This is a genomic window from Arthrobacter antibioticus (assembly GCF_030063205.1).
Lineage (GTDB): Bacteria > Actinomycetota > Actinomycetes > Actinomycetales > Micrococcaceae > Specibacter.
This window is the reverse complement of the sequence record NZ_JASISQ010000001.1, coordinates 175,754-197,184: the sequence shown is the minus strand read 5'-3', so window position 1 is coordinate 197,184 and position 21,431 is coordinate 175,754. Positions and strand designations below refer to the sequence as shown.

General features: G+C 56.3%; 20 protein-coding genes and 1 tRNA gene. 5 read left to right on the top strand and 16 right to left on the bottom strand.

Features of this window, described 5'->3' with window-relative positions; all coding sequences use genetic code 11:
- Nucleotides 1-46: 46 nt before the first annotated feature.
- From prcA to QMG40_RS00835, 8 genes are all read right to left on the bottom strand, one after another.
- Nucleotides 47-787 (bottom strand): proteasome subunit alpha, encoded by a 741-nt coding sequence (gene prcA, locus QMG40_RS00870; protein WP_283526939.1) that lies wholly within the window; start codon nucleotides 785-787, stop codon nucleotides 47-49.
- A 1-nt stretch (nucleotide 788) separates the two neighbouring features.
- Nucleotides 789-1,610, bottom strand: a complete 822-nt coding sequence (gene prcB, locus QMG40_RS00865) for a proteasome subunit beta (RefSeq protein WP_283526936.1) — start codon at nucleotides 1,608-1,610, stop codon at nucleotides 789-791.
- A 6-nt stretch (nucleotides 1,611-1,616) separates the two neighbouring features.
- The gene (locus QMG40_RS00860) at nucleotides 1,617-1,823 is read right to left on the bottom strand and encodes a ubiquitin-like protein Pup (RefSeq protein ID WP_283526934.1); all 207 of its coding nucleotides are present in this window, start codon (nucleotides 1,821-1,823) and stop codon (nucleotides 1,617-1,619) included.
- A gap of 141 nt (nucleotides 1,824-1,964) precedes the next feature.
- Nucleotides 1,965-3,542 carry a depupylase/deamidase Dop gene (gene dop, locus QMG40_RS00855; RefSeq protein ID WP_283528554.1) on the bottom strand — a complete coding sequence of 526 codons (1,578 nt, stop codon included), beginning with the start codon at nucleotides 3,540-3,542 and terminating at the stop codon, nucleotides 1,965-1,967.
- A 14-nt stretch (nucleotides 3,543-3,556) separates the two neighbouring features.
- Entirely contained in the window at nucleotides 3,557-5,353 is a 1,797-nt protein-coding gene (gene arc / locus QMG40_RS00850; RefSeq protein WP_283526931.1) for a proteasome ATPase, read from the bottom strand.
- Between the two features lie 54 nt (nucleotides 5,354-5,407).
- Entirely contained in the window at nucleotides 5,408-6,490 is a 1,083-nt protein-coding gene (locus QMG40_RS00845; protein WP_283526929.1) for a tRNA (adenine-N1)-methyltransferase, read from the bottom strand.
- 80 nt (nucleotides 6,491-6,570) lie between these two features.
- Nucleotides 6,571-7,746 carry a site-2 protease family protein gene (locus QMG40_RS00840; protein WP_283526927.1) on the bottom strand — a complete coding sequence of 392 codons (1,176 nt, stop codon included), beginning with the start codon at nucleotides 7,744-7,746 and terminating at the stop codon, nucleotides 6,571-6,573.
- On the bottom strand, nucleotides 7,743-8,480 hold the full coding sequence (locus tag QMG40_RS00835; protein ID WP_283526925.1) for an HAD family hydrolase: 738 nt from the start codon (nucleotides 8,478-8,480) through the stop codon (nucleotides 7,743-7,745). The genes QMG40_RS00840 and QMG40_RS00835 overlap by 4 nt, the downstream gene beginning before the upstream one ends.
- Before the next feature lie 106 nt (nucleotides 8,481-8,586).
- Between QMG40_RS00835 and QMG40_RS00830 the strand changes: the two genes are divergently transcribed.
- On the top strand, nucleotides 8,587-9,468 hold the full coding sequence (locus QMG40_RS00830; RefSeq protein WP_283528552.1) for a PAC2 family protein: 882 nt from the start codon (nucleotides 8,587-8,589) through the stop codon (nucleotides 9,466-9,468).
- 130 nt (nucleotides 9,469-9,598) lie between these two features.
- Here QMG40_RS00830 and mshC read toward each other — a convergent pair whose 3' ends face one another.
- Both mshC and QMG40_RS00820 read right to left on the bottom strand, forming a co-directional pair.
- Nucleotides 9,599-10,891, bottom strand: coding sequence for a cysteine--1-D-myo-inosityl 2-amino-2-deoxy-alpha-D-glucopyranoside ligase (gene mshC / locus QMG40_RS00825; RefSeq protein WP_283526923.1), 1,293 nt, complete (start codon nucleotides 10,889-10,891; stop codon nucleotides 9,599-9,601).
- A gap of 177 nt (nucleotides 10,892-11,068) precedes the next feature.
- Entirely contained in the window at nucleotides 11,069-11,905 is an 837-nt protein-coding gene (locus QMG40_RS00820) for an undecaprenyl-diphosphate phosphatase (protein WP_283526920.1), read from the bottom strand.
- 92 nt (nucleotides 11,906-11,997) lie between these two features.
- Between QMG40_RS00820 and QMG40_RS00815 the strand changes: the two genes are divergently transcribed.
- A complete protein-coding gene (locus QMG40_RS00815) occupies nucleotides 11,998-12,936 on the top strand; it encodes an aldo/keto reductase (protein ID WP_283526918.1) in 939 nt (312 codons plus the stop codon).
- Nucleotides 12,937-13,087: 151 nt separating this feature from the next.
- On the opposite strand, the gene QMG40_RS00810 is transcribed toward QMG40_RS00815, so the two are convergent.
- Nucleotides 13,088-13,387: a hypothetical protein gene (locus tag QMG40_RS00810; RefSeq protein ID WP_283526916.1), complete on the bottom strand. Its 300-nt coding sequence runs from the start codon at nucleotides 13,385-13,387 to the stop codon at nucleotides 13,088-13,090.
- 130 nt (nucleotides 13,388-13,517) lie between these two features.
- Between QMG40_RS00810 and QMG40_RS00805 the strand changes: the two genes are divergently transcribed.
- On the top strand, nucleotides 13,518-13,757 hold the full coding sequence (locus QMG40_RS00805; RefSeq protein WP_283526913.1) for a DUF5703 family protein: 240 nt from the start codon (nucleotides 13,518-13,520) through the stop codon (nucleotides 13,755-13,757).
- A gap of 94 nt (nucleotides 13,758-13,851) precedes the next feature.
- On the opposite strand, the gene QMG40_RS00800 is transcribed toward QMG40_RS00805, so the two are convergent.
- Together QMG40_RS00800 and QMG40_RS00795 are read right to left on the bottom strand one after the other, a co-directional pair.
- Complete coding sequence (locus tag QMG40_RS00800) at nucleotides 13,852-14,973, bottom strand: acyl-CoA dehydrogenase family protein (RefSeq protein ID WP_349361593.1); 1,122 nt, start codon at nucleotides 14,971-14,973, stop codon at nucleotides 13,852-13,854.
- An 89-nt stretch (nucleotides 14,974-15,062) separates the two neighbouring features.
- A complete protein-coding gene (locus QMG40_RS00795) occupies nucleotides 15,063-16,367 on the bottom strand; it encodes a M20/M25/M40 family metallo-hydrolase (protein ID WP_283526908.1) in 1,305 nt (434 codons plus the stop codon).
- A gap of 202 nt (nucleotides 16,368-16,569) precedes the next feature.
- On the opposite strand from QMG40_RS00795, the gene QMG40_RS00790 reads away from it, so the two are divergent.
- Nucleotides 16,570-16,652: transfer RNA gene (locus QMG40_RS00790), tRNA-Leu, on the top strand.
- Between the two features lie 150 nt (nucleotides 16,653-16,802).
- Nucleotides 16,803-17,579 carry a DUF2786 domain-containing protein gene (locus tag QMG40_RS00785; RefSeq protein WP_283526906.1) on the top strand — a complete coding sequence of 259 codons (777 nt, stop codon included), beginning with the start codon at nucleotides 16,803-16,805 and terminating at the stop codon, nucleotides 17,577-17,579.
- Between the two features lie 111 nt (nucleotides 17,580-17,690).
- Here the strand turns inward: QMG40_RS00785 and QMG40_RS00780 are convergent, their stop codons facing one another.
- Genes QMG40_RS00780 through QMG40_RS00770 form a run of 3 tightly spaced genes read right to left on the bottom strand, consistent with a single transcriptional unit; the run spans nucleotide 17,691 to nucleotide 21,362 of the window.
- Nucleotides 17,691-18,602 (bottom strand): MaoC/PaaZ C-terminal domain-containing protein, encoded by a 912-nt coding sequence (locus QMG40_RS00780; RefSeq protein ID WP_283526904.1) that lies wholly within the window; start codon nucleotides 18,600-18,602, stop codon nucleotides 17,691-17,693.
- Entirely contained in the window at nucleotides 18,599-19,975 is a 1,377-nt protein-coding gene (locus tag QMG40_RS00775; RefSeq protein ID WP_283526902.1) for a 3-oxoacyl-ACP reductase, read from the bottom strand. Before QMG40_RS00775 ends, QMG40_RS00780 begins: the two co-directional genes overlap by 4 nt.
- Nucleotides 19,976-19,979: 4 nt before the next feature.
- On the bottom strand, nucleotides 19,980-21,362 hold the full coding sequence (locus tag QMG40_RS00770) for an acetyl-CoA C-acetyltransferase (RefSeq protein ID WP_283526900.1): 1,383 nt from the start codon (nucleotides 21,360-21,362) through the stop codon (nucleotides 19,980-19,982).
- Nucleotides 21,363-21,431 lie beyond the last annotated feature (69 nt).

Sequence of the window (21,431 nt, the reverse complement as noted above, 5' to 3'; positions counted from 1 at the left end):
TAATTGCTTGCTGGGACTCTAACTGATTCTTCTAGCCGGGGTCGGTTCAGGGGGAAGAGTCTTGGCTAAGTTCCCTGGCGATGTCATTGGGTGTGAGTCGTCTGAAGGACCTAAATGAGCCACTTGACTGTGCCGGTGTCCGATCCAGGATGGCTACTTCCAAAGTGTTGGCCAACAAGGGCTGGGCTGTCCCTGCGCCGGCGGCCGGCACTGCGGCCCGCGGCGCTTCCAAGGCGGTGACGGCCCAGCGTAGTGCTTTATCAAGTGTGGCCCCGGTGGACCAGAGATGCTCAAGTTCTGCTTGTACCAAATCGGCTTTTCCCCCCATAGCCAGAAAACCAGATTCGTCAGAGATGGAGCCATCAAAATTCAGGCGAAAAATATGGTCCTCACCCTGCCGCTGCCCCACCTCAGCTACCGCGAGTTCTACTTCGAAGGGTTTTTGCTCTGCCGTGAAAACTGAACCTAGACTTTGTGCGTAAACACTGGCAAGACCACGGGCTGTTACATCAACTCTGTCGTATGAATAACCACGCACATCCGCGTAACGCACACCTGCTTGTCTCAGACTCTCAAACTCGTTGTACTTCCCCACAGCGGCGAACGCAATGCGGTCATAAATTTCACCGATCTTATGCAACGTTGGAGATGGGTTTTCTGCCACCAAGGCCATGCCGTCTCGGTAAATCAGCACTACTACTGACTTACCCCGAGCAATTCCTTTGCGGGCAAAATCGGCCCTATCCTTCATGACCTGTTCGGGGGAAACATAAAATTGTTGTGCCATGTTATGCCTCCCTTCGTTCCAGGGTCCGTTGGGTAACGATGGTCCCCACCACTGAAGCCAACACCTCCTGGGCAACCCTTGTTACGCCGGCGTCCCGCACAACATAAACCACCGGCCACAGCTTGCGCACAAGGTCCGGCCCGCCCGTGGCCGAATCGTCGTCGGCTGCGTCTATGAGGGCTTCCACCCCTACGGCTATGGCTTCATCTTCGGACAGCTCCGGGCGCCAGAGCTTCTTCAGCGCACCGCGGGCAAACACTGAGCCGGAGCCGATGCTGTGGTGTTCAAGCTCCTCATACCGTCCGCCAGTGACATCGTAGGAAAAGAGCCGCCCAACCGCTTGGCCTGCGTCAATGCCGGCAAATAGCGGAACCACGGAGAGGCCCTGTAACGCCATGGGAAGGTTTGCCCGGATCATTGCGCCAAGTCGGTTTGCCTTACCTTCAAGACTGAGCAGTGTGCCTTCAATCTTCTCGTAGTGCTCAAGTTCAACCTGAAATAATCGCACAATATCAATAGCGATGCCGGCAGTTCCAGCGATCCCCAACACGGAGTATCTATCTGCCGGGAACACTTTCTCAATATGCCTATTGGCGATCATGGAGCCCATGGTGGCACGGCGATCCCCTGCCATGAGGACACCACCAGCGAAGGTCAGGGCAACGATGGTTGTGCCATGTGGGGTTAGTGGAACAGTACCCGCGGGGAGGTTTTGGCTGAACGGCAGCAGCCCCGGATTGGTGCGGCTGACATGGTCAAAGAACGACGACGAAGAACCTCCGGTTTCCAGCGCTGGAAAATTGCGGCTGCTGTGGACACTCATGAGTCCCTACTGTCCACCTTTTTGGACAAAGCCGCGGACAAACTCTTCAGCGTTGACTTCAAGGACGCCGTCAATTTCATCGAGTAGATCATCCACGCCGGAGGTAGCCGCCTGGGCGGATCCAGAATCCGGGTTGGGGACCGGCAAGGGCACATCCTCGAGATGTTCCTCTTCGGGGCGGGAGGAGGTGTTCTTTTGTTCCTGCGATGCCATGATGAGTCCTTTTTGCGTGTTTCCCAGATACCGACACCGGCATCTGATCCCATCCTGCCACGGACGTGCAACATTTGTGTGCCGGTATCAACTGCGTCTCTCATGCAGCGGACCTTAAAAGCGGACCCTAAAAGCTGCCTGCTAATGAGTGTCGGATAACAATTGGCCCAGGAAATCCGCCAGCCCGTTGTTCTGATCAAAAAGAGATGCTGTTAATTCTGCAGTCCCACGCAGCGGCTCCTTGGTGGAAACACGCTGAAGTCGTCGCATCTCGGGTAGTTCAAAGATCACTGAATCCCAGCTGGCACCCACCACATGTGAACCAAATTCCTGAATACACCGGCCACGGAAATAGGCCCTGGTATCTGTCGGTGGTTGCTGAACAGCTGCACGAATTGATTCGTCGGTGACCACCCGTTGCATGCGGCCAAGCTGCAGTAGTTTGTAATAAAGTCCCTTTTCGGGACGGATGTCAGACCACTGCAAATCAATGAGCCCCAGCCTGGGATCGTTCCACGCCATGTCATCGCGTGCTTTGTATTGCTGCATGAGGTTGAGTTTGGCCACCCATTCCAGCTGATTGGCAAGACTCATCGGATCACTGCCCAAGGCAGTGAGGACTTCTTCCCACTTGGCCAGTACAGCTGCTGTGTGGCCGTCACCTGTTGCGGGATGGCTTGAACCGTTGGCTTCCGCATGCTTCCTGGCGGCGTTGAGGTACATCCACTGCACATCCAAAGCGCTGACACGCCGCCCATCTGTGAGCTGATGCGTTTGCTTCAGTTCCCAGTCGTGGCTGATGTCCTGCAGCGTAGAGACTGAATCGGAGAATTCCAGTTCCGGGGCATTTCCGTGCTCAATCATGTCAAGCACAAGTGCGCTGGTACCGAATTTAAGGTAGTTGGCAATTTGGCTGAGGTTTGCGTCGCCAATAATCACATGGAGCCGGCGGTACTTCGTAGCCACCGCATGCGGTTCATCCCGGGTGTTGATTATGGGCCGGCGAATGGTTGTTTCCAAACCAACCTCAGCCTCAAAGAAATCGGCTCGTTGGCTAATCTGGAAGCCAACCCCGGAGCCATCCTGGCCTATCCCAACCCTGCCAGCACCACACATAATGGCCCGTGTGACGAAGAAAGGCGTCAATCCTTGGACAATGCTGCTGAAAGGGACAGAGCGCGGCATCAAGTAATTTTCGTGGCTGCCGTAAGAGACCGCTTTGTTATCAGTGTTGTTTTTGTAAAGGTTAATCTCGGGCAACCCCGGCGTGGCGGCAATCCTGCGCACGGCCGCTAGCGCCACAAGGTCCCCGGCGCCATCCCAGCGGACAGCATCCAGAGGATTCGTTACCTCGGGCGAAGAATATTCCGGATGTGCATGGTCCACGTATAGCCGTGCACCGTTACCCAACACCATATTCATCATTAAGGGAGCCGTGATGTCTGCGCACTCGCCACCTTCAAGGGCAATCTGAGCTGCTGTTAATTCCGGTTCCACATCGGTGAGCTGACTGGGATGCGCGGACGCCCTGGGCACGGACCACCCGCGTGCATCAGCTAACGGATCCTCATCCGTGTAGTCCCAGCGTGTTTCACCCCCGGCTGCGGCACGCTGCTTGGTTGACTGTGAATAGGCGTGCACCACCTGGGTTGAAAGCCATGTGGCATTGAAGGTGCCGCCGCTTGGAGCATGAATCCCATATTCGGTTTCGGCACCCATCACCCGCACTACGCTCACAGGTACTGCCCCGTGTTGTGCATTGTTTCAAGGGTCCGCCCCGGCACCTGGCCTTCCTTGCTCTGCACGATCGTGCGAATGTAGGTGATCCGTTCACCCTTCTTACCCGAGATTCTTGCCCAATCATCGGGGTTGGTGGTGTTGGGCATATCTTCATGCTCGCGGAACTCATCAACAACAGCCCTGAGCATGTGTTCGATCCGAATGCCCCGTTCACCACTTGTCAGAAGGTCCTTAATGGCATACTTTTTAGCTCTATCAACAACGTTTTGGATGACAGCACCAGAGTTGAAATCCTTGAAATACAGCATTTCGGTGTCACCATTTGCATAGGTCACTTCTAGGAATTCATTGGCCTTGTCCGTGGCGTACATGGCTTCAACAGTTCGCTGGATCATCGCGTCGACTGTGTCCTGGACGCTACCGTTGTTCGCCACCAAGTCATCCGCGTGGAAAGGCAGCGCCGTTGTGACGTATTTTGCGAAGATATCTGCAGCAGCTTCCGCGTCTGGACGCTGAATCTTCACTTTTACATCAAGCCGGCCCGGGCGCAGGATGGCCGGATCAATCATGTCTTCACGGTTGGAAGCGCCAATAACAATGACATTGTCAAGACGTTCGACGCCGTCAATTTCGCTGAGCAGTTGCGGCACAATAGTTGTTTCCACATCTGATGAGACGCCCGTTCCGCGGGTGCGGAACAACGAGTCCATCTCATCGAAAAATACAACAACCGCACTTCCATCAGAGGCCTTCTCGCGTGCCCGGCTGAAAATGAGTCGTATTTGACGCTCAGTTTCTCCCACATACTTATCCAGAAGTTCGGGGCCCTTGATGTTCAGGAAATAGCTTTTTTGGTCTTTCACGCCCGAGCGTTCCCTGGCACGTTTAGCCAGTGAGTTGGCAACGGCCTTAGCAATGAGAGTCTTTCCACAGCCTGGCGGGCCGTAAAGCAGAATACCCTTGGGAGCCTTCAGACCGTGTTCAATGTACAAATCCGGGTGCAGGAACGGCAGTTCCACTGCGTCGCGAATTTGTTCAATCTGGGATTTTAGTCCACCAATGTCCGAGTAGGAAATATCCGGTACCTCTTCAAGGATGAGGTTCTCCACTTCGGAACGGGGGATCTTTTCCAACGCGTAGCCTGTGCGGCCGTCAATAGTGAGTGCGTCGCCTACCTTGACAACACCACCTTGGAGAACCCCTGCCAAGCGCACAACACGTTCTTCATCGGCGCGGCCAAGAACCAGTACCCGGCTGGTGCCCAGCAGTTCCTTGACAGTGACTAACTCGCCAACCTTCTCGAAACCCAGAGCAGCGATGACTGTAAAAGCCTCATTGAGGAGCACTTCTTGGCCCACGGAAAGTTCGTTCATACGCAACAACGGGCTAAGACCAAGACGCATTTTCCGTCCAGAGGCGTAAACGTCCAAGCTTTCACGAGACTGTGCAGAGCTATTTCCTGAAACAGCCTCAGGCTTGTTAAGCGCCACGATGGTGCCAAAACTATAGGGTGGCTCGCCGTCGTTCTCCAGCGCCGATCGCAATTTCTGAATTTCCGCTTTGGCGGTCTCAAGAACTGCCACAAGTTTGGAGTTATTTGCCGTGGTCGAGGCCAGCTGCCGATCAAGGTTGCGCGCCTTGTCACGGAGCACGTTAAGTTGGCGTTCTAACACTGCTTGTTGGCCGGGCCCCGCTGTATAGCTGGTCCCTTGGGACCCCAGTGTGGGGACACTCGTAGGGGGAACGCCCTGGGCAGGGCTTTCCGGGGTGGAGTGAGTTGATTCGCTCATAACCATCGATCCTTCCGCAGCCGTGGCCGGCCGGTACAGCTGATTTTAGTGCGTTTATGCGTCGGAGACGGTTTCCTGACCGTTTCCTTCGTCTGTGGACTTACTCTTTGTCCGTTTCGTCTGGATCGTTGATGAGGCGTCCCTGGCAGCACGGCGCAGTTTCTTATCAGAAACTGCGCGCTCCCCTACCGCTGCTGGAGTCCATGCATCCAGGTCTTCTTGGGCGAAGTCGGTCTTGGAGGCGCGACGTTTTAGTGTCATGCCGGTTACCCCGTCCGCGAGGCGGCGTGTGACCATCAGGAAACCGGTGTGTGCCACCATTCGATGGTCAGGACGGACAGCAAGCCCCTCCAGATGCCAGCCGCGTACCATCGACTCCCACGCGTCCGGCTCCGTGAAGCGGCCATCGGCCCGTATAGCCTCCGCAGTCCGGGAAAGCTGGGTCACCGTGGCCACATAGTTAATCCACACCCCGCCTGGTGCCAGCACTGTTGCCACAGCATCGAGACATTCCCACGGGGCAAGCATGTCCAGGACCACGCGGTCAATGCTACCTGGGGCTTCCTGTTCTACCACTTGATCTTGGAAATCACCCAGAGAGATCTTCCAGGCCGGGTGGGGACCACCAAAGATTGTCTCGACGTTGCCGCGGGCAATGTCAGCAAATTCTTCTCTGCGTTCAAAGGAATGCAGGTAACCGTTGTCCCCCACGGCGCGCAGTAGCGAGATTGAGAGCGCACCGGAGCCCACACCGGCTTCAACAACACGAGCACCCGGGTAGATATCTCCCATGGTGATGATCTGGCCGGCATCCTTGGGATAGACAACAGCAGCACCACGGGGCATTGACAGGACAAAATCTGAGAGCAGCGGACGGAGGGCTTGGTACTGCTGCCCAACGTTGCTCTCAACCATGGAACCTTCGGGAGCACCGATCAGCAGATCATGATTCAGGAAGCCCTTATGCGTGTGATAAGCGGTCCCCGGTGTCAATGTCACAGTATTCATGCGCCCACGTTCGTCGGTTAGCTGCACACGTTCGCCCGCGCGGAACAAGCCGCGGCGGGCGCCGGCACCATGGGGGGCGCCGGCACCATGCGGGGCTGTGGGTGCTTCGCTGGAGTTAATATGGTTCATAGGAAAGTCCTGTCTTGTGGGTACACGCAAAAATCAACTGTGCCGCTAGATACTGGCTGGTGGCTTCGATGGTGGGGAGGTCAAGAAAGTGGTTTGCCCGTAATGGCTGCAACAACCTTCGCCTGACTCAGTAATCCAGTGACTCTGCCTTCAACGTCGATCACCGCATATTCCATATCGGGAAGTTGGGAAAGGTAGGCCACTAGTTCAGCGCCTGCCGCCAGTTCGGGGACATAGGCGCCGGCGGACAGGCTCCGTGAAACAGCTGTTGCCGGCGTTGTGGCTGCCGCTTGTGGAGGTACATGCGCCAATGCATATTCATCAACCACAGAGGCGGGCCGACCATCTGTGCCAAAAAGAACTATGGGCTCACTAGGGTACTGACCCCGAAGAGTCCACAGTTGTGCCACCGAGCACTGGTTTGAAGCGCTAACAGCCCTTGCAGCCAAGGAACCTGCTGTGATGGCGGGCAAGCGTAAACGCATGGCCGCGCCCTTGATGGAGGCCGATGCCCCCATCCACAAAAATCCGGCCAAGAGGATAACGATAAAGGTGGTTGTTAGCTCGGGCTGAATACCGCGAAGGTATGGCAGCGCCAAAACTACTGCAACAATCACAATCACAATGACGCGCCCGGCCCAACCGGCAGCTATGGTTCCCTTTTCCTGACTGCCAGTCGCTTTCCACACGATCGATTCAACGAGTCGTCCACCGTCGAGAGGCAACCCGGGAAGCACATTGAACAACCCGATGAGTAAATTGGCCCAGATAAAGATGTTCGCCAGCAAGATAGCTATGGCCGTGCCCAAAGAGACACCTTGACTTGAAGCAACCTCGGGCAGGCCCAATTTAACCAGCCAGCCCAGCCCAGCCAGGACAAAGTTAGCAATGGGACCGGCGAAGGCCACTACAAGTGCCTTTCCGGGGGTTGCCTTGGAGAAATCAAACTCTGTATGGCCTCCCCACAGATTCAACACAATCTTGTGCGTGGTCCAGCCATATAGTTTGGCGGTTACAGCGTGGGCCAGTTCGTGGATGAGCACGGAAAACAGCAAGAGCAAAGCGTAGGCAAAGGCAACAAGGTAAGCTCCCGCGCCCAGCGAAGGGTAGATCTGCTGTAATTGGGGGCCAAAAATGATCACGGTGACAGCGGCGATTAGAAACCAGGAGTTCGCCAAAATAATGGGTGTTCCCCGAACCGAGCCAAGGACAAGACCCTCACGCCGGGTCTTAGCTCCATCGATATCACCGCTCACAGAGCAGCTCCAGTAGGTGCTGCATGGGAGAGCAAAACTGCCGTGACGTCGTCGTACGTCCTGTGCGCCAGTGTGGGCCACGTTGTATGGCGGGAATCTTCAGGCAAGGGGACGGCATGCGGGATAGCAATCGTGGCCACACCGGAGGCTACAGCTGATGCCACACCAGGAATGGAGTCTTCCAGGGCCACACAATGGTGTGCCGTCAGCAACGGATCGCTTTGGCGCAGACGCTCAACGGCCATCAGGTATGGCTCAGGGTGGGGTTTGCCGTTGGACACTTCATCCCCGGTGATCAGAAACTCAAAGTATTCCGAGTCGAGGGCACTGACAACCTCGCTGGCCAGATTCCGTTCGCTCATTGTCACCAGGGCACAACGCACGCCACGGCTCGCCAGCTCCGCTAGCAGCTGGCGGGCGCCTGGACGCCACGGAACTTGCCGGCGAATGCCGGCAATCACACGATGGGAGAGGTGATCGATGATCTCGCGAACTGACAGTTGTACACCAGCTTCTTGGAGTATCTTCGCCGAAGTAGCAAGCGCATTGCCCACCAGCGCCATAGCTTTTTCTTCGTCCCAGTGCCCGCCGTGAGCTCTCACAAGCTCAATTTCGGCCGCAATCCAGTAGGGCTCGGTGTCCACAAGGGTTCCATCCATGTCCCAAAGGACGGCCTTGAGGGTGGGTGCAGTGGTAGTCGCCTCGGGTGTGCCGGCGGCAGTCGATAAAAGCATGCTTCCAGTCTACGTGGCGTAGAGGCTGGAACCGTTTTCGTCCGTAGTGTGCGTGGTGTGTGGTGCCATGAACGGGTTGTCGCCGTAGGCTGGAACTGTGAGCAAAATCAATGATGGTGAATCCCCGCAAGTCGGACGGTTGCTGCGACCGGCGCCGGGCGAGGACCGTGTGACGGTGCTATTGGCTGCTTTTGAGGGTTGGAATGACGCCGGTGAGGCCGCTAGCGACGCTTTGAAGTACTTGCACAAATTGTGGGATGCGAAGAAAGTGGCAGTGATCGAGCCGGATGAGTACTACGACTTTCAGTTCACTCGTCCGGAGGTCAGGCTTGCTTCTACTGGTGGGCGCAAAATCAAGTGGCCGGTGACCAAAATTGCTCAGGCCAGCATCCCGGGTACCAACATTGATGTTGTTCTGGTTCACGGCATTGAACCCTCATACCGGTGGCGCGCCTATACAGCGGAACTGCTGGCCAAGGCAGCCCTGCTGAATGTGAATTATGTGGTGCTTGTTGGTGCGTTGCTTGCTGATGTTCCCCATTCTCGGCCTATTCCCGTCACAGCAACCTGTGACGATGAGCAGTTGAGTGAAAGGCTTAACCTTGAGGCGTCCCAATACGAAGGTCCGATCGGCATAGTGGGTGTTTTGAACGAGCTGGCGTTGTTGGCCGGTCTGCCCACCATTTCCCTGTGGGCTGCGGTGCCGCATTATGTTGCCCAAGCACCCTCCCCCAAAGCTGAGTTGGCACTGCTGAACCGCATTGAGGATTTCTTGCACGTTCCGCTTTCCACCGATGAACTGGCCGACGATGCTCAGGCTTGGGAACGAGGTGTGAACGACCTTGCCGCCGACGACGTTGAAATAGCCGCCTACGTTAAGCAGTTGGAAGAGGCCAAGGACACCGCAGAGCTACCCGAGGCTACGGGTGAATCGATCGCCAAAGAGTTTGAACGCTACCTTCGTCGCCGCGGTACAGACCAGCCCTAGAGGCACAGGGCTCGAGACTCAGATACCTATAAAGAGACAGATACAAAAGACAGACACAGAGACAGCACCGTTTGATTCTGCTGCCTCTGTGTCTGTTTGTATCTGTCTGCGAAATCTGTCTGCGAAATTGCTAGAGCTGAATTCCCAGAAGTGCCTCGAGTGTGTCAGAAACCAGGTCGGCGTCCCGTTCGGAAACCACTGGGTTTGCTCCTGCTGCGCCAGCTGTTGCCGCCCAAGCGTCAACGGCTGCCAGTGCACGTGGTGCATCCAGGTCTTGAGAAAGTGCCGCACGCAGCTCTGCCAGTAGAGGCTTGGCGGATCCTTCAGGAGCCAGCTGGACCGCTTTGCGCCAACGCTCTAGACGGTATTGCGCATTTTCCAGCAACTCCTGTGTCCAGAACCAGTCGACGCGGTAGTGGTGGGCAAGGATGGCCAGGCGAATGGCGGCAGGTTCAACGCCTTCCCGACGCAAAACAGAGACAAGAACCAAGTTTCCCAAGGACTTGCTCATTTTTTCGCCATCAAGTCCTACCATGCCTGTGTGGCTGTAGTGCAGCGCCATGGGAGTGCTTTCCAGCGCGTAGGCGTGTCCTGCTCCCATCTCGTGATGGGGGAAGATCAGGTCGCTGCCGCCACCTTGGACAATGAATGGTTTGGGCAGGAAGCGCTGAGCAATAATGGTGCATTCAATATGCCAGCCTGGGCGCCCCTCCCCCAGCGATGCGCCATCCCATAACGGCTCGCCTTCACGGGCTATGCGCCAGAGCAGAGGGTCAAGTGCATGGCGTTTACCTGCACGTTCCGGATCGCCGCCCCGTTCGGCAAAGAAGGTAAGCATCTCATCTGGACTGAGCCCGGAGATCTGTCCCAGCCACCAAGGGGAATCTAGTCCACCAGTTTGTTCCGATGCCGAGGCGGCCTCAACAGAGAAGTAAATATCTCCGTCCGGCTCCCCATTACTTCCCGGTACTGAATAGGCGATTCCAGCAGCGATGAGCTTTTCTACTTCCGGGACAATCCAGCTGATTGCTTCGACTGCGCCGATGTAATGATCAGGGGCCAATACGTTTAACGCTTCCATATCTGCTTGGAAGAGTTCTGTTTGGGAGAGAGCCAGTTCGCGCCAGTCTTGGCCGTCACGGGTGGCCCGTTCAAGCAGAGGGTCGTCAATGTCTGTGACATTCTGCACATAATTCACTGTGCGGTCCTGGTCACGCCATGCGCGGTTGAGCAGATCAAAAGCTACGTAGGTTGCTGCGTGGCCAATATGCGTGGCGTCATAGGGGGTGATGCCGCAGACGTACATACTGGCGGGTTCTGTGTCCGGTAAGGGAACCACCCGCTGAGTGGTGGTTTCATGCAGATGGATGCCGGGCATGAGGCCAGGCAGCTGAGGGAGGGCAAGAGACTTCCAAGTTTTCACAGCCTAAGCCTACCGGCCGAGGGGCCCGGGGCGCGCGAAGCGGGTCTGGGGAGGGTGGAAGGCGCTACCGGCCGAGGGGCCCGGGGCGCGCGAAGCGGGTCTGGGGAGGGTGGAAGGCGCTACCGGCCGAGGGGCCCGGGGCGCGCGAAGCGGGTCTGGGGAGGGTGGAAGTCGCTACTAAGGCGTGATGACGCCAGTGCCGAGCAAGACATAAAGCAGCAAGCCCAACCCGATCCTGTACCAGACGAAAGGCCGGAAGCTCTTGGTGGAGATGAACTTGAGGAACCAGCCAATGATGAAGTAGCCCACGACAAAAGCAATAACAGTGGCTAGTGCTGTTTCGCCAATTCCGAAGGGCCCGTCAGCGCTTTGGTGTCCTGACATGATTTTATAGAGCTCGTAAAAACCGCTGCCAAAAACTGCCGGAATAGCCAGCAGGAACGAGTACCGGGCGGCGGATTCGCGGGTATAGCCCATCAAGAGACCAGCTGTAATGGTGCCTCCTGAACGTGAAACACCCGGTATTAGAGCTAGGGCTTGGGCGAAGCCGTAAATGATGCCGTGCTTGTAGCTGAGGTCTTTGAGTTCCCTGTTTTGGCGGGCCACGGTGTCCGCAACCGCCAGAATCAACCCAAAGACAATTAGTGTCGTGGCAACGAGCCACAGGTTACGCAGAGTTGATTCGATATGACTTTGAAACAGCACACCGAGGATCACGATCGGCAGACTACCCAAGATGACCAACCAGCCCATGCGCACATCCGGGTCAGTTCCAGGGACCCTGCCGCGCAAAGATCCCCACCAGGCTTTGATGATGCGAACAATGTCGCGCCAAAAATAAACCAGCACTGCTGTCTCGGTGCCAAGTTGGCTGACGGCAGTAAAGGCGGCACCGGGGTCAGCGCCCGATGGCAGGAATTTGCCGACAACAAAAAGATGGGCGCTTGAGGAAATCGGGAGGAATTCTGTCAGGCCCTGGATTAGGCCTAAGAAGGCTGCTTCAAACCAGTTCACGGGTTTCAGCCTAAAGCATGTGCGGACATGTAGTGTCCAACCGGGGTATCGACGCGCGTTGTGCGCTCAAAGTTCACCGTAAGCTAGCACGTATGGAACAACGATTCATGGGCACCAGTGGGTTGCGCGTCTCCGCGCTGACCTTGGGCACAATGACCTGGGGCAATGAAACCGACGCAGAGACTGCCCGCACGCAGCTACGTGACTTTGTGGATGGCGGCGGAACAACTTTGGACACCGCGGTGAGCCACGTTGAGGGCCGTAGCGAGGCAATCCTTGGCGAGCTACTGGGGGATGTGGTCCCACGCAGCGATGTTGTTTTGATTTCCAAAGCGGGAATCAGTCATCGCAATGGAAAACGAATGGTTGATACTTCCAAACGGGCCATGTTGGCCGGTCTCGATGCCTCTCTTGCCCGGCTCGGCACCGATCATCTAGACCTGTGGCTGGCAAATATTTGGGATGAAAACGTGCCCTTGGAAGAAACCCTTGGGGCCCTTGAATATGCTGTCAGTAGCGGACGTGTCCGCTACACCGGCGTGTCCAACTACAACGGCTGGCAGCTGGCGCGTGCCGCTACTTTGTCAGATACACCCATTGTGGCCAACCAGGTTGAGTACTCACTGTTGGCACGAGCCGCTGAGCAAGAAGTGATTCCTGCCGCCGAGCACGTAGGTGCCGGACTGTTGTGCTGGGCACCGCTGGGTCGGGGTGTGCTGACAGGCAAGTACCGTGGTCAGATCCCTGCCGATTCAAGGGCTGCCAGCGCCACCATGGGAAGCTACGTGGAGAAATACTTGGAAGGTCGCCCCAGCCGGATTACCGAGGCTCTCATTACCGCCGCAGACGGGCTGGGACGCAAACCGTTGGATGTAGCTCTGAGCTGGCTCCTAGAGAATCACGGTGTGTCTGCTGCGATTGTTGGCCCTCGCACTGGAGAACAATTAAAGGAAATTATGAAGTCGTCGCTGGCTCCGTTGCCGGACCAGATTGTCAAAGTACTCAGCGAGGTTTCACGTCCCCAGCGGTAGTTCTTTGTAAGAAAGTACTCACTTGTGAAGAAATACGGCGGGCCCTCCTTGGAGAGCCCGCCGTATTTTTTATAGTTCATATTCTGGCAGTTCAGTTCTCACAGCTCACCAGGTATCACCCACGGAGCTGTTGGATCACCCCGGCTGATTCTTAGCCGTGTGCATCCCCGCCGTCTGAATCCGCATCGTCTTGGTCATCATCATCGTCATCTTCATCATCGTCCTCGAAGTCAATATCGTCATCGTCGTTCTCACCGTAAATGACAAGTGGCGTCACTTCGTCAAAGGCATCAAAGAGGGCTTCTTCGTAGGCTTCAAAGGCGTCGATGATACCCAGGAAAGTTGCCTCGACAATCGGATCTTCTTCCCCTCGGCGCGCTGATGCGGCCACCAAGTGTTCTTCTAATGCTGTGGTCAAGGCGCTCAGTGCTGCGCGGGGTTCGATGCTCATGCGATTGACGGTACCAGTGTGCTAACAAACTTGAAAGTCCTTTTGCCTATGAGGCATCTAGCATGGACCGCAACAGGTAGCTTTAGTATTGAACGCAAAGAAAATCCACAGGGGGCGGGAAGGACAGTCCATGAGGGAATCGCTGAAACCGGTACGCACAGGCCAAGGTGCGCCAGTGCGTCAATTCGAGTATCTCGTCATTACTGTGGGGTCAAGGGAGTCCGTTCCGGGTGCGTACCAGCGGTTGCGCGAGCATGCCGAATATGGCAAGTGGGAGCTCGAGCGCAGCACCCTGTACTTGGGTGGAGAACGGAAATATCTCATGCGCAGAAAAGTACTCCGAGTCGAGCGGACACTAACCATCTACTAGCGAACTCTTTGCTAGCCCACTTCTTTTCACCCGATTTCTAACGCGACTTCTAACGAGATGAACTGTTCACTGCGCCCGCCACCGAACGTGCAGGTTAGGGCTCAATTGGCCCCAACCACGCGTTGGCAATGGTTGAATGAGCCGACTCGTCATCTGAGGGGTGAAACATGCCCGCCAACACGTCTCGGTAGAGTCGGCCAAGCTCGTTCCCGGTGAAATAGGTCCCACCACCACTGACTCGAATGATGAGATCAACAACGGTTCTGGCCGTCTCGGTTGCCCGCACTTTTAGCCCTACCATTCTTGGGAACCATTGGCTGCCATGGTTCACAAGATTATCCACATCCCTGGCTAGCGACTCCACCTGTGGGTACAGCCCATCCATGGCTAAAGCGGCATCCGCTATGCGCCACCGGATATCCGGATCTTGGGCGTAACTCTTCCCTGTTTTCTTGGATTTGCGTCGGTGAACAGTGGCTACTCCGAGTTCCAGCGCCCGCTCCCCCAAACCCGTATAGACAGCGGCAAGTAGCGTCTCAAAGCACGCAAAAATGGAGAAAATGAGCGGATCCGCTGTGGGGCCCACGGGAAGTTTTCGAAAAACGCGATCCGCCGGTGCAACTGCACCGTTGAGCACGGTTGTATTAGATTGGCTGGCACGCATACCCAGCGTGTTCCAGTCGTCCTTGATGGTGTACCCAGGTGTTTCCCGAGTGATGAATGCGTGCACAAGGCAGGGTTCGTCTCCCGATTCATCCTTGCCGAAAATACCCAGTCGTGTCCACGCTGGGGATAAGGATGTAAAAATCTTGGTGCCGGTAAATGAATAGCTGCCGTCCTCCAATGCAGTGGCCACTGTGTTGGAGTCGAAAAGCACTGAGTCATTACCAGCCTCCGAGTTCCCAAAAGCAAATACTTCCCCGGCTACAGCTTCCTTGAGCACATAGTGCAGGGAGTCATCCCCGCGGCATGCGAGCAAATGTGCGACGCCGGTCCACACCAGATGCATATTGATCGCCAATGCTGTGGCTGGTGCCGCTGTTGCTAACCTGCGTTGCGCGGCGGCGACCTGTTCCAGACCAAAGCCAAGTCCGCCGTCGTCCATTGAGGCAAACATGCCCAAGTATCCTTGCGCCTTCAGCTCGGCTAAGTCTTCATGAAAGAACTCATTGCGCTCGTCATAGCCTTTAGCCCGGTCCCGAAACCGCTCCAACAGCTCATCAGGTCCCGAAACCGCTCCAACAGCTCATCAGGTAGTAATTCTTTCAGTGGAATGCTCATAGGGCGTCGTTTCCTAGTAGTTGGTTAGTAGTTGCTCAGCAGGCGGTCAAGGACACGGACACCGAATTTGAGCGAATCAACCGGGACTCGCTCATCCACGCCGTGGAACATGCCGGTGAAATCCAGTTCAGGAGGTAGCTGAAGCGGCGCGAAACCGTAACCTGTGATGCCCAGACGGCTCAGTGACTTGTTGTCTGTGCCGCCTGAGAGTGTGTAGGGAAGCACCGTGGAGCCGAGGTCCTCGGCATGCAAGGAGTCAATCATGGCGTCAACGAGGTTTCCGGCAAACGGCGTCTCCAAGGACACATCGTTGTGGATGGTTGAGATTTCAACCCCCTCACCCGCCAGTTCACGGATGAGTTCTAGCACCTGTTCGTGCTGGCCGGGCAGTGTCCGGACGTCGATCATGGCTTCAGCGGTGCCTGGGATCACGTTGGCCTTGTAGCCGCCGCTGAGAAAACTCGGGTTGGATGTGTTTTGCAGCGTTGCACCAACAAAACGGGAGACCGTGCCCAGCTGGCTCAGGAGTGTTTCCGGGTTAGACTCATCGAATTCAATACCCGTGAGTTCTGAAACACCTTCCAAAAATGCGCGTGTAGTATCCGTGTACTCAATGGGCCACTGGTAATCGCCGATGCGGGTAACCGCCCGGGCGAGCCGGGTCACGGCGTTGTCTGTATTGATATGGGAACCGTGGCCGGCCCGGCCATGGGCAGTCAGACGCAGCCAAGCAAGCCCTTTCTCCGCCGTCTGCAAAAGGTAGGCGCGTTTTCCATTGATGTCTGTGGAGAATCCACCTACTTCAGAGATTGCCTCGGTTGCCCCTTCAAAGAGCTCGGGACGGTTGTCCACCGCCCAACGCGCCCCATAAGTTCCCCCGGCTTCTTCATCCGCGAAGAATGCAAAAACAATGTCACGCTTAGGTTTCCGGCCCTCCCTGCTCATGGAGCGCATGACGGAGAGGATCATGGCGTCCATATCCTTCATGTCCACCGCGCCTCGACCCCAAATCAAACCGTCGCGTTCTTCTCCGGAGAATGGATCCACGCTCCAGTCGTGAGCTTGGGCGGGAACAACGTCAAGGTGGCCGTGCACCACTAACGCAGGAAGTGAGGGGTCAGTGCCTTCCATCCGAGTGATGACATTCGCGCGTCCCGGGGATGACTCGAACAGTTCCGCGGACAGTCCCACCTCTGAGATGAGGGCCGCCGTGTGCTCCGCAATGGCCCGCTCACCAGGACCTTCATTGTCGGCAAAGTTGCTTGTGTCGAATCGAATAAGATCGGCGCAGATACCTGCTACTTCGTCCTCGGCCCTGACAGTGTTCACGAGAAGACTCCTTTGTGTGGTGATGTCGTGTCCAGCCTACCTTCGGCCGAATTTGGCGGAGAATTTAATAGTGTTTCAAGGACCAAAAACCGGTACCAGTCAACGATTTTTCTTTCCCCTAAAAGCTGTGCTATTGTTTTCATCGCTGCTGCGGGAGACAACGATTCATCTGAAGAGAAGAATCGATCTCCGGCAATCACCTGCGCGGGTGGCGGAATGGCAGACGCGCTAGCTTGAGGTGCTAGTCCTGGAAACGGGGTGAGGGTTCAAGTCCCTTTCCGCGCACTGACAGACTCCTTGGGAACTTAGGTTCCCAAGGAGTCTTTTTTGTTTCTATACCTGGCGTATGAGTGTCTCGCAGCAGTATCAATGTCCCACAATGGCGGGCCCGAATCCTCGCCTAAGCCCGGGTTGCCAGTGTTGAGGAGTCAGAAGATGATGGAGTCCCACAGCGAAGCCAGCGGAAAGTCAAAAAAGACCCTCACGCTGATCTCCAAACTGTTGGCCAAGGCGGAGAGTACGCCGTTTCCAGCCGAAGCCCAGACCTTCCAAGAGCACGCTGAACGGCTCATGGTTCGCTATGGGATTGAACAGGCCACCATCGATGCAGAAGCGGGTAAGTCAGGCAAGCCACTAGAGCCCATGGTCGAGGAACGCTATGAGTTTCGCGGCCATTACCGGCTTGGCCAGGCCAGGGGTTTGACGGCAGTGGCACTGGCGTTCAATACAGTCCGGGTGTTGCAAGCAACCACCAGGAGCAAGAAGATTGTGTACCTCATTGGGGCTGAATCTGATGTTGGACAAATCCTGCGCCTTTTTGCCTCTCTGCAACAGCAGCTAGAAAGTGCCATGCAGTCTTGGTGGCTTGACTACCCCTACAAGCCATACTTGTCTGCCCATGAGAAGACCCTCGAGCGGCGGCAGTTTCAGTTGGGTTTCCTCGGTACAGTGGCACACCGAATTGCAGCCATCTATAGCGAAGAGGTTGCAGGTGGTGAACCGGGTAACGAGCTAGTTTTGGCCAGCCGATTAGACCGGGCAGATGACCATGTCCAGTTACTTCACCCAGAACTGCGAACAGCACGACGCCAAGCGATCTCCGTGGGATCGCCCGGCGCCCATGCGGCCGGTAGCTTTGCCGGCACTATGGCCATGGTCAATGATGAGGTCAACGCATCAAATCCTCATGTTCTTGCTGCCGGAACCAGCTAGGACGTTGAGTGCCACCCGCGTGCTGTTACGGCGCAGTGGGTGATCCCGGGGATGCACAAGCATAGCTCCGGTTTTCGCTCGTAGGATCTTCTTTCTTCTTATTCTTTTGCTTCAGGGGCAACCGGCAGTCACTGTGCCACTGAAGTACTTCCGGGCGGTGTGCCCGTTCCATGCCGTGAACTCGGAGTTCAGCCACACTCCGTCCTCAGTTCTGTGGTCAAGAACTTCCAGTGACACTGTTGCAGGCAGGAATACGGGCGAATCAAAGGAGATACTCCAGCTGAAAGCATCCGGTTTGGCCTGTGGAACAGTGGCCAAAACGCGGGCAGCCGCGTACATGCCGTGGGCAATTGAGCGATGCAAACCCAGAGCCTTAGCGCTAAGTACGCTCAAATGGATCGGGTTGAAGTCCCCCGAGACAGCCGCATAGGCCCGGCCAGTATCCACCCCAAGTTTCCACTGCGCAGTAGGTACCGGCGGATTGAATTCAATGCGGGCTGGGGCTGCGCTTGGTTTATCCAGCCCAGGCAGGAACACGCCCTTGGCCAAATAAGTTGAGACTCCACGCCACAGCAGCACCGTGCCGTCAGCGTTGTGAAGTTCGGCCACGATCTGGACACTTGTGCCGCTTCTATGCCCGGCCAGCTCCCGTGCCCATGCCCGAACAGAGAGTTCGTCGGTGAACAGAACAGGCGCAAAATGCTCCACTTCATTGCGCAAATGAATCATGCCCAACAGTGGAAGTGGAAAATCTTCCTGGACCATGACGCTCATGGCAACGGGAAAAACGAGAGCATGCAGGTAGCCGGATGGTAGCACATCCCTAGCGGGCTCCCCCATCAAGTGAGCGAATTCAGTCACTTTCGCCAGATCTGCCTGCACCCCACGCACCTCAACTGCTCTGGCTGGCAGTGCAACCACGGGTGCGGAGCGGATGAGCCGGCTTTTAGCTGACATGGCTGCGGCGTTGACGTAGAGCTTGGAAAGTGAGGGCATGTGCGTCAGCATGGTCTCGGATGTCATTGTCCCACCAGATTTTGTCCACAAACACGGAGGATATTGGCCGTAATACCCGCCGCACCGGGTTGGGCAAAGAAGGCGATCGCCTCTGCGACGTCGCTAGGCTTGCCACCTTGCTGAAGGCTATTCAAACGACGCGCAACTTCCCGAGTAGCAAAAGGAATCTTGGCCGTCATTTCGGTTTCAATGAAACCTGGTGCAACAGCGTTTACTGTGCCGCCGCCCTGCGCAAGCAAAGGAGCGGTGGCCCGGACCATACCTATGACTCCTGCTTTCGAGGCAGCATAGTTGGTTTGCCCACGGTTGCCGGCAATACCGCTAGTGGAAGATACAGAGATAATGCGTGAGTTTTGCGCAAAGTCACTGCTGCCCAAAAATACTTCATTCATACGCAGCTGAGAGGCGATGTTCACAGCTATCACCGAGTCCCAGCGGGCAGCATCCATATTCGCCAGCAATTTATCTCGCGTAATACCAGCATTGTGCACAACAACGTCGAGCCTGCCATAGCGAGCGATGGCATGTTCTAAGATGCGTTCTCCAGCATCGTGCGTGGTGACGTCCAGCTGGAGTGCTGTGCCGTGAATTTCATTGGCGACGGCGGCCAAATGATCTCCGGCGCCAGGAACATCCACCACGATTACTCTTGCTCCGTCACGTGCGAGCGTGCGGGCAATTGCGGCACCTATCCCCCGGGCTGCTCCGGTCACCACTGCAACGTTTCCGTTTAATGGCTTTTCCCAGTCAGTCTCGGCGTTCTCACCCCGCGTAGATGCGGTCAGGAACTGACCGTCAACGAAGGCTGAACGTCCGGAGAGGAAGAAGCGCAGGGCTGACATTGCGCTGGGTGAATCTGCCGAGATGTCATTGGCCAGCAAAATCCCATTGGCGCTAGCTCCGGCACGGAGTTCTTTGGCAAGTGAACGAATGATGCCGTCAATACCGTTACGGGCAGCGGCTACAGCAGGAGTGTCTCTAGCAGTAGCAGTTCGTGAGATGCTGACCACGCGAGCGTTCTTGTTCAAATCCCGCAGAGCCGAGCCCAGGGTGAGCATGGCATCCGAGAGCTGGTCTGGGTGCTCTAACTCATCCAAGACAACAACGATGGCACCAAGTTTTTGTTTTGGTGTCGCATGCCTGCGCACATCCTGCTGCCATTTCAGCAGCACCTTGGCAACGGCGTCGGGCCCTGCTCCCTCGCCTATAACCAAGATTGGGCCCTCAACAAGAGGTGCACCTGGATGATACCGGCGGAGGATGGCCGGCTGGGGTAGACCCAAGCGCTTGGCCAGGTCCTTGCCCAATCCGCGGCTGACGAATTCTGTATACTTATCAGCCTTGTCCCGCAGACCGGCTGTGTTCTTCTCTGCACTCATGTTCCTACCGTGCTTCCAAAATAGCCACGACGCCTTGACCGCCTGCAGCGCACACCGAGATCAGCCCACGTGCCGGGCGTCCATTGACTTGACCCCGTTCGTGGAGCATTTTAGCCAAACTTGCTACGAGGCGCCCACCTGTTGCTGCAAAAGGGTGTCCGGCGGCGAGCGAGGATCCATTGACATTGAGTTTGGCCCGGTCCACGGTGCCAAAGGCGCCGGTGAGGCCCAGTCGCTGGATACCGAAGTCTTCATCAGCCCAGGCTGCGAGGGTGCTCAGAACAGTTCCGGCAAAGGCTTCATGAATTTCAAAGTAATCGATGTCATCAAGTGTCAGCCCGTTGCGTGCCAGTAGTCGGGGTACGGCGAAGGCCGGGGCCATAAGAAGTCCATCCTTGCCATGAACAAAGTCAACTGCTGCCGCTTCCCCGTCAACGACGTCGGCCAAAATAGGCAGGTCTCGTGCCGTTGCCCACTCTTCGGAGGCCAGTAGAACTGTGGAGGCGCCGTCGGTCAGGGGGGTGGAGTTGCCTGCTGTCATGGTTGCCGCGTCACCGAGTGATTTACCGAACGCTGGCTTGAGTTTGGCCAACTTCTCCAAGGTGGAGTCGGCGCGGAGGTTCGAATCGCGTGTGAGTCCACGGAAGGGTGTGATTAGGTCATCGAAGAAGTGGTTCTCGTATGCTGCCGCAAGATTCTTGTGACTGGCAAGGGCAAGTTCGTCCTGAGCTTCACGGCTGATTTTCCATTGGGCCGTGGTGAGCGCTTGGTGGTCCCCCATTGACAGTCCAGTGCGTGGCTCACCCGTGGAGGGAGCGTCGGGAGAAAGGTCCTTGGGCCGGATTCGGCTGAGGATCTTCAGCTTCTGGCCCGTTGTTTTGGCTCGGTTGAGATCAAGCAGAATTCCTCGCAGGCCCTCGCTGACAGCAATGGGTGCATCGGATGCAGAGTCCACGCCGCCTGCAATAGCGGAGTCGATCTGGCCCAATTTGATCTTATTGGACAGGCCAATGACTGCTTCCATACCCGTGGCGCACGCCTGCTGCAGGTCGTATGCGGGAGTTGTGGCTGCCAATGCGGAGCCAAGAACTGCTTCGCGAGTGAGATTGAAGTCCCTGGAGTGTTTCAGCACCGCTCCTGCGGCAACTTCTCCGATTTCTTCATCTGCCAAACCGAAACGGGCAATGAGGCCATCGAGCGCGGCCGTCAACATGTCCTGGTTGGACGAATGCGCGTAGGCACCGCCTGACCGTGCGAAGGGGATGCGGTTGCCTCCGACAATGACAGCCTTGCGTGTCACAGGGACTGATGCAGTCTTCCTCGTGGTGGCTGGCTGGCTAGAATCTATCGTCTTGGATTCGTTGCCTGGTGTAGTTGGTGTAGTCATGAAGATCTCTCCTTCGGGAACGCCGTTTGTTACTGATACCCAGCGTACCTGATACGCTGGGTATCGTGA